This is a genomic window from Acinetobacter sp. YH12086 (assembly GCF_013419345.1).
In the GTDB taxonomy this organism is placed as follows: Bacteria; Pseudomonadota; Gammaproteobacteria; order Pseudomonadales; family Moraxellaceae; genus Acinetobacter; species Acinetobacter amyesii.
In genome coordinates, this window is record NZ_VPAF01000033.1 from 1 (window position 1) to 8,157 (window position 8,157).

6 protein-coding genes and 2 pseudogenes are annotated in these 8,157 nt (G+C 51.7%); 4 read left to right on the forward strand and 4 right to left on the reverse strand.

The features are described from left to right. Nucleotides 1-605: 605 nt before the first annotated feature. The 3 genes and pseudogenes from FTU29_RS16765 to FTU29_RS16775 all read right to left on the reverse strand — a co-directional run bounded on the left by FTU29_RS16765 (nt 606) and on the right by FTU29_RS16775 (nt 2,950). Nucleotides 606-1,442, reverse strand: a complete 837-nt coding sequence (locus tag FTU29_RS16765; protein ID WP_000480968.1) for an aminoglycoside O-phosphotransferase APH(6)-Id — start codon at nt 1,440-1,442, stop codon at nt 606-608. Then, complete coding sequence (gene aph(3'')-Ib / locus FTU29_RS16770; RefSeq protein WP_001082319.1) at nt 1,442-2,245, reverse strand: aminoglycoside O-phosphotransferase APH(3'')-Ib; 804 nt, start codon at nt 2,243-2,245, stop codon at nt 1,442-1,444. The genes FTU29_RS16765 and aph(3'')-Ib overlap by 1 nt, the downstream gene beginning before the upstream one ends. 65 nt (nt 2,246-2,310) lie before the next feature. Next, nucleotides 2,311-2,950, reverse strand: a pseudogene (locus FTU29_RS16775) (recombinase family protein). 125 nt (nt 2,951-3,075) lie between these two features. Here FTU29_RS16775 and FTU29_RS16780 point away from each other — a divergent pair. From FTU29_RS16780 to FTU29_RS16790, 3 genes are read left to right on the forward strand one after another with little or no spacing between them, the layout of a single operon-like run. Next, on the forward strand, nt 3,076-5,961 hold the full coding sequence (locus FTU29_RS16780) for a Tn3 family transposase (protein WP_001138082.1): 2,886 nt from the start codon (nt 3,076-3,078) through the stop codon (nt 5,959-5,961). 59 nt (nt 5,962-6,020) lie between these two features. Beyond that, the gene (locus FTU29_RS16785; protein WP_032073144.1) at nt 6,021-6,149 is read left to right on the forward strand and encodes a hypothetical protein; all 129 of its coding nucleotides are present in this window, start codon (nt 6,021-6,023) and stop codon (nt 6,147-6,149) included. 37 nt (nt 6,150-6,186) lie between these two features. After that, complete coding sequence (locus tag FTU29_RS16790; protein WP_006581703.1) at nt 6,187-6,672, forward strand: hypothetical protein; 486 nt, start codon at nt 6,187-6,189, stop codon at nt 6,670-6,672. Between the two features lie 196 nt (nt 6,673-6,868). Here FTU29_RS16790 and FTU29_RS16795 read toward each other — a convergent pair. Further along, a protein-coding gene (locus FTU29_RS16795) for an IS4-like element ISAba1 family transposase (RefSeq protein WP_085940648.1) occupies nt 6,869-7,959 on the reverse strand; the annotation gives its coding sequence in 2 pieces (ribosomal slippage) (nt 6,869-7,419 and nt 7,419-7,959; 1,092 coding nt in all). Nucleotides 7,960-8,048: 89 nt separating this feature from the next. Between FTU29_RS16795 and FTU29_RS16800 the strand changes: the two are divergent. After that, nucleotides 8,049-8,157: pseudogene (locus FTU29_RS16800) on the forward strand (dihydropteroate synthase); the annotation flags it as partial.

The following is an 8,157-nucleotide window of genomic DNA, read 5'->3' on the forward strand; positions in this document are numbered from 1 at the left end:
TGTACATAGTGCACTAGGTTATGTATCACCTTTTGATTTTGAAGCAATGTACTATGATAAGATTAACCCGTTAGGTCAGGTGGCCTAACTTAAATAAAAAACTCTCCGACAAACCCGGTACGGTTCAGTTGATTGAATTATAGGGGCTATCAATGCGAGTTGGAAAATCAAAAAAAGAAGCTTTGGCTTCTTTTTTTTTTGATCATCTATAAGTGCTTATACAACTGAGAAAATATAAAACACTTGAGAATTTTCTTAAGTCATACATTGTGACTTAAGAATTTGATAAAGAACATTGTATGAAATAAAAAAGAGAAAATCATAAATATTTGAAAAATAATAATAAATAAAATTGGCATGCAAGTTGCAATAATCTTATGGAGAATATGAGGATTTTGGTATGCAGCAACTCAATGTAGAACAGCCTCCTTGCTTTATTCATGTTACAGGGACTCAGCGTGACAAATATATCGAATTTGAATTTTCGATAGGTGATCCAGGGGTCGTTTGCGGGAGAGGGCGAAATCCTACGCTAAGGCTTTGGCCAACGATATTCTCCGGTAAGATTGATGTGTTCCCAGGGGATAGGAGAAGTCGCTTGATATCTAGTATGACGTCTGTCGCACCTGCTTGATCGCGGCCGCGATAGCTAGATCGCGTTGCTCCTCTTCTCCATCCGCGTTCCAAGCTGCGGAAAGGCACCCATAAGCGTACGCCTGGTCGAGCAGGCGACGCGGATCGACGTCCAGCGCACGAGAGAATGCGTCCGCCATCTGTGCAATGCGTCTAGGATCGAGACAAAGGTCGTCTCTGTCAGCCGGATCGTAGAACATATTGGCGGCGCCAAAGCCCACTTCACCGACCAGACCGACGGGATCTATCACCAGCCAGCCGCGACTGGAGAACATGATGTTTTCATGATGCAGATCGCCATGTAGCCCACGCAGTTCCGAGGCATTGCTCATCATTTGATCGGCTATAATCGCCGCGTGGACGTAGTCAGTTTGACAACCTGCGTTTTGATCATCGCGCGCCCGCTGAAACAAAGCTGCAAAGCGATCCCGGATCGGGAGAAGGGCAGAAGGCAGGGGTTCCTCAGATGCGGCATACAGCTTCGCCATTAGTTCCGCTGCAATTTCGGTCGCCTGGTAGTCGCCGTGCTCGGCAACGATGTGAGAGAGCATTCGCTCCCCGGCATATTCGAGCAACATCAGATTGTTCTCACGACCGAGCAACCGGACTGCTCCCCTCCCATTGCGCCATACCAGATAGTCGGCCCCGCGCAGTTCATCAGCAATGTCTTCTATAGGTTTCAATCCCTTGACGATTGCAGGAGTCCCGTCTGGCAATGAAACTTTCCAAACGAGGCTGGAAAAGGTGTCCGCAATGAGAACAGGTTGCGAAACGTGCCAATGAGCAGGAAAAACAGGCGGCATGAACATCAACCCCAAGTCAGAGGGTCCAATCGCAGATAGAAGGCAAGGCGTTCGCGGTCGGGGGCTTCGATCCCCAATACATTGAATAGGACAGCGAAGGCGCGCTCTGCTTCATCTGGCGCTGCCCAGTTCTCTTCGGCGTTAGCAATCATGAGTGCCAAATCGGCATAGCGATCTGCTGTTCCGAGCCGCCCAAGGTCGATCAGACCCGTGCATTGAAGAGTTTTAGGGTCCACCATGAAGTTCGGCATGCAGGGATCACCATGGCAAACAACCATATCGGTGCGCTCTTGGTCGAGCCGCACCGGTAGCTCTCGTTCGACACGAGCCAAAAGATCGAGCTGCGGCGTACTCTTGTCCTCGTCCGGTAAGAAGTCGGGATTGACGGCATTGCGGGACACCACATCAACGGCGCGTCCGAACATTCGCGACAGCCTGCGCTCAAACGGACATTGATCAACCGATAGGCTGTGAACAGCGCCAAGTTGCTGCCCCATTGACGGCCACGCTTTGAGCAAATCCGCTCCAGACAGATCAGCCGCCGGTACTCCCGGAATTGCCGTTATCACCAAGCATGCACCCTCCTGTTCCTCCTGCCAGTTGATCACCTCGGGGCAAGCCACACCTCGACCTTTGAGCCAAATGAGGCGGTCACGCTCTCCAGCGAGCTCACCGCGGCGGGAAGCAGGTGCGATTTTCGCGAAGGCATGCCCGTCACCACGTCGAAAAACAAAATCACCAGATTCTCCGCCTCTGACAGGCAACCAGTCAGAATGCGATTCACCAAAAAAAATATTAGTTCGATTCAATGGAGGTTCCTTCAGTTTTCTGATGAAGCGCGGAGGTGGCTCAACCTGCGAAAAGAAACGAGTTGCTACGTAAGTCCGAGAACATGCTTTCCATGGTCTCTGAGCTCGCCTTTGGGACCGACATATCGGTAGAGAGTGACGCGCTCGATGCCGAGTTCCTTGCAGAGATCGGAAACTGAAGTATCGCGCTGGGCCATGGCGGCTTGCGCGAGACGCACCTGAGCTTTGGTGAGCGCGAATTTTCGTCCGCCCTTGCGACCGCGCGCTCTCGCGGAGGCGAGACCCGCCATGGTGCGCTCTCGGATCAGATCCCGCTCGAACTCGGCCAAGGTGGCGAAGATTCCGAACACCATGCGACCGGACGCAGTCGTGGTGTCGATCTGAGCGCCCTTTCCAGTCAGAACCCGCAGGCCGATCTTGCGGTCTGACAGCTCCTTCACCGTGTTGACCAGATGGGCAAGCGATCGTCCGAGGCGATCGAGCTTCCAGACCACCAGCACATCGCCGTCACGCAATGACTTGAGGCAGGCAGTCAAGCCAGGGCGATCATCACGACCGCCGGAAGCAAGATCATCATAGATATTGTCCCGTTCGATGTCAATGGCCATTAACACGTTCGACACCTGCGGCGCGCAAGGCGTCGTGCTGCAGGTCGAGAGACTGCGAGCCATCGGCTTTGGAGACGCGGGCATATCCGATCAGCATGTATCACAAACGTTGGTTTGAGGCGGCGCTTCGGCCACGATTGCATTGACCTCTGGAAATGTATCTCAACCAGCTTCATAAACAAAGCGTCTTGAACGCTATCAGATTTTGAAAAAGGAACATGTATGCCGCGTCGCGTCACTCTAACCGATCGGCAGAAAGACGCGCTGTTGCGCTTGCCGACTTCACAGACGGATTTGCTCAAGCACTATACGCTGAGTGATGAAGACCTTGGGCATATCAGGCTGCGTCGGCGCGCTCACAACAGGTTCGGCTTCGCCCTGCAATTGTGTGTCCTGCGCTATCCCGGCCGGGTGCTGGCTCCAGGCGAACTGATCCCTGCAGAGGTCATCGAATTTATCGGAGCGCAGCTTGGCCTGGGTGCCGACGATCTCGTAGACTATGCTGCCCGCGAGGAAACACGGCACGAGCATCTTGCCGAGTTACGGGGGCTCTACGGCTTCCGCACCTTCTCCGGACGTGGTGCGAGCGAGCTGAAGGAATGGTTGTTCCGAGAAGCCGAGATGGCGGTGTCGAACGAGGATATCGCCCGTCGCTTCGTAGCCGAGTGCCGACGCACCCGCACTGTCCTTCCCGCGACATCCACGATCGAGCGGCTTTGTGCCGCGGCTCTCGTCGATGCCGAGCGACGCATCGAGACGAGGATCGCCAGTCGGCTGCCTATGTCGATCCGAGAACAGTTGCTGGCATTGCTCGAGGAGACGGCTGATGATCGGGTGACCCGTTTTGTGTGGCTGCGCCAGTTCGAGCCTGGCTCGAACTCTTCGTCGGCCAACCGGCTGCTCGACCGGCTCGAATATCTGCAACGCATCGATCTCCCCGAGGATCTGCTTGCCGGCGTTCCTGCCCATCGGGTGACTCGTCTGCGCAGGCAGGGTGAACGGTATTATGCCGACGGCATGCGCGATCTCCCGGAGGACAGGCGGCTTGCGATCTTGGCTGTTTGCGTCTCGGAATGGCAGGCGATGTTGGCCGACGCAGTGGTCGAAACCCACGACCGGATCGTCGGCCGTCTCTACCGTGCTTCGGAGCGTATTTGCCATGCAAAGGTCGCAGACGAAGCGGGGGTGGTGCGTGACACCCTGAAATCCTTCGCCGAGATCGGGGGCGCCCTGGTCGATGCACAGGATGATGGCCAGCCGCTGGGCGATGTCATCGCGAGTGGGTCAGGGTGGGACGGCTTAAAAACCCTTGTTGCAATGGCAACCAGGCTGACCGCCACCATGGCCGACGATCCGCTCAATCATGTGCTCGACGGTTATCACCGCTTCCGCCGATACGCTCCACGCATGTTGCGCCTGCTCGATCTGCGAGCTGCGCCCGTTGCACTGCCGCTTCTGGAAGCGGTGACGGCCCTTCGTACCGGTTTGAACGATGCCGCGATGACCAGCTTCTTGCGGCCCAGCTCGAAATGGCATCGCCACCTTCGGGCCCAGAGGGCTGGCGACGCTCGCCTATGGGAGATCGCGGTGCTGTTCCATCTGCGCGATGCGTTCCGCTCCGGAGATGTCTGGCTTACTAGGTCCCGGCGCTATGGCGATCTGAAACACGCACTCGTTCCGGCACAATCCATCGCGGAAGGCGGTCGTCTCGCTGTGCCATTGCGGCCGGAGGAATGGCTGGCAGACCGGCAAGCTCGCCTCGACATGCGGTTGCGCGAGCTTGGCCGTGCCGCTCGCGCAGGCACGATCCCGGGCGGGTCGATTGAAAACGGCGTTCTGCATATCGAGAAACTCGAAGCCGCCGCGCCGACAGGCGCCGAAGATCTGGTGCTCGATCTCTACAAGCAGATCCCGCCCACGCGCATCACCGATCTCCTGCTGGAGGTGGATGCGGCGACCGGCTTCACCGAAGCGTTCACCCATCTGCGCACAGGAGCACCCTGCGCTGACCGGATCGGGCTAATGAACGTTATCTTGGCGGAAGGGATCAACCTCGGCTTGCGCAAAATGGCGGATGCGACAAACACCCACACCTTCTGGGAATTGATCCGCATTGGACGGTGGCATGTCGAGGGCGAAGCCTATGACCGGGCGCTGGCCATGGTGGTCGAGGCACAGGCAGCGTTACCCATGGCCCGGTTCTGGGGCATGGGCACGTCGGCTTCGAGCGACGGACAGTTCTTCGTCGCTACAGAGCAAGGTGAGGCCATGAACCTGGTCAACGCGAAATATGGCAATACCCCGGGCCTGAAAGCCTATAGCCACGTCTCCGACCAATATGCGCCGTTCGCAACCCAGGTGATTCCTGCAACGGCAAGCGAAGCGCCTTACATCCTCGATGGCCTGCTGATGAACGATGCTGGACGCCATATCCGCGAGCAGTTCACCGACACGGGCGGCTTCACCGATCACGTCTTTGCCGCATGTGCCATTCTCGGCTACCGGTTCGCTCCGCGCATCCGCGACCTGCCATCCAAACGGCTCTACGCGTTCAATCCGTCGGCCGCCCCGGCGCACCTGCGAGCGTTGATCGGCGGAAAGGTCAACCAAGCCATGATCGAGCGCAATTGGCCCGACATCCTGCGCATCGCCGCCACCATTGCTGCCGGGACCGTCGCGCCAAGCCAGATTCTGCGGAAACTCGCCTCCTATCCGCGGCAGAACGAGCTCGCGACAGCCCTGCGGGAAGTCGGTCGCGTCGAGCGCACCCTGTTCATGATCGACTGGATTCTGGATGCCGAACTCCAACGGCGTGCCCAGATCGGGCTCAACAAAGGCGAAGCTCATCATGCGCTGAAGCGGGCAATCAGCTTCCACCGCCGCGGTGAAATCCGCGACCGTTCCGCCGAAGGCCAGCATTACCGCATCGCCGGCATGAATCTGCTCGCCGCCATCATCATCTTCTGGAACACCATGAAGCTCGGCGAGGTCGTTGCAAACCAGAAACGCGATGGAAAGCTGCTATCGCCCGATCTCTTGGCCCATGTTTCGCCGCTCGGATGGGAACACATCAATCTCACCGGAGAATATCGCTGGCCAAAGCCTTAGCGTAGGATTCCGCCCCCTCCCGCAAACGACCCCATCCAGAGTTAGCTGTAGAAATGATTATGCCAGTCAAGGCTTTTGAAGAATTCTGCGCACACCATCAAGTACAGCACCTAAGTACGGATGATTTTGCAAAGATTGAATATGACCGCATGAAGTGGCGATTTGGACAGGCCGGTATTAGAGAATAAAAACTCTAGTCTTTATTAAAAAATCAGGAAGATTTATATGCAAATTGATATTAAAACATCTTCAGTTAAGCCTTTAAGAAATACTTATGCTTATATTGAAAAAAGATTTGGTGATAAACCAGCTTCACGTTATCAAGAAGCGACCTACGATATTCAGGAAGAAATTAATTTTCATTACAAACCTTTATGGCAGCCTGAATTTGATCTTTACGATAAGGGCCGTACTGTAATCCAAATGAAAGATTGGTACGTGCTTAAAGATCCTCGTCAATTTTATTATGGGGCTTATACCCAAACTCGAGCTAAACAACAAGAGATTTTAGAAAGTAATTTTACGCTTGTTGAAAAACACGATTTATTAAGAAATATTTCTGAAGAAATTCTAAACAAAGTAACGAAATTACTACTCCCACTTTATTGTAAACAAGACATTTTTATCTTTTATATTCAATGGCTTATTTTCCTGCTAATTGGTAATACCATGAAAAATACCATGCTCAGAAAAGGCTTAACAATATTTTGAAAAATTGCCTACTGAGCGCTGCCGCACAGCTCCATAGGCCGCTTTCCTGGCTTTGCTTCCAGATGTATGCTCTTCTGCTCCTGCAGCTAATGGATCACCGCAAACAGGTTACTCGCCTGGGGATTCCCTTTCGACCCGAGCATCCGTATGAGACTCATGCTCGATTATTATTATTATACTCTGTACACGACAAATTTCACAGAACCCTTATCCTATCAGGATTCTGCTTTCTTAAAATTGCCAAAATTTCCTTAAACTCTTCTTTTTTCCCAAAACCAATTAAACGCTGAATCGCCATTTGAACATAGTCTAAACCATAGCGAAATAAACTCATTGAGAGTCGTCCATGCTTCTTTATTTTTATCGCTTTTTTTTGATTATGTTGCCATTCACCCGTTAAGTAACACCAACAGAAGCTTATAGCTAACACCGCAATCAATTTTTTCACTCGTCTAGGGTCTGTCAAGCGCGTATTTTCAAGATTAAACCCGCGTCCTTTGAGACAACTGAATAAGGTTTCAATTTCCCAGCGTAATGCATAATCCTGAATAGCATTGGCATTAAACTGAGGAGAAACGACGAGTAAAAGCTCTCCATTTTCTAACTGTAGTGCACTTATATATAGTTTCACCCGACCAACCAAAATCCGTCGTTTACGACATTCAATTTGACCAACTTTAAGATGGCGAAATAAATCACTAATTTTATGATTCTTTCCTAAATGATTGGTGACAATGAAGTTTTTTTAACACGAATGCAGAAGTTGATGTCTTGTTCAATTAACCATGTAAACCACTGCTCACCGATAAACTCTCTGTCTGCGAACACATTCACAATACGGTCTTTACCAAAAATGGCTATAAAGCGTTGAATCAAAGCAATACGCTCTTTCGTATCTGAATTTCCACGTTTATTAAGCAATGTCCAAAGGATAGGTATCGCTATTCCACGATAAACGATTGCGAGCATCAGGATATTAATATTTCGTTTTCCCCATTTCCAATTGGTTCTATCTAAAGTCAGTTGCACTTGGTCGAATGAAAACATATTGAAAATCAACTGAGAAATTTGACGATAATCAAAATACTGACCTGCAAAGAAGCGCTGCATACGTCGATAAAATGATTGTGGTAAACACTTGATGGGCAAGGCTTTAGATGCAGAAGAAAGATTACATGTTTGCTTTAAAATAATCACAAGCATGATGAGCGCAAAGCACTTTAAATGTGACTTGTTCCATTTTAGAGATTTGTTTAAGATAAGATATAACTCATTGAGATGTGTCATAGTATTCGTCGTTAGAAAACAATTATTGTGACATTATTTCAATGAGTTATCTATTTTTGTCGTGTACAGAGATTATTATAGAAGCCCCCATGAATAAATCGCTCATCATTTTCGGCATCGTCAACATAACCTCGGACAGTTTCTCCGATGGAGGCCGGTATCTGGCGCCAGACGCAGCCATTGCGCAGGCGCGTAAGC

Coding starts and splice junctions, on each gene's coding strand:
- FTU29_RS16765 (WP_000480968.1), bottom strand. CDS start 1,442: ATGTTCATGCCGCCTGTTTTTCCTGCTCATTGGCACGTTTCGCAACCT.
- FTU29_RS16780 (WP_001138082.1), top strand. CDS start 3,076: ATGCCGCGTCGCGTCACTCTAACCGATCGGCAGAAAGACGCGCTGTTG.
- FTU29_RS16785 (WP_032073144.1), top strand. CDS start 6,021: ATGCCAGTCAAGGCTTTTGAAGAATTCTGCGCACACCATCAAGTACAG.
- FTU29_RS16790 (WP_006581703.1), top strand. CDS start 6,187: ATGCAAATTGATATTAAAACATCTTCAGTTAAGCCTTTAAGAAATACT.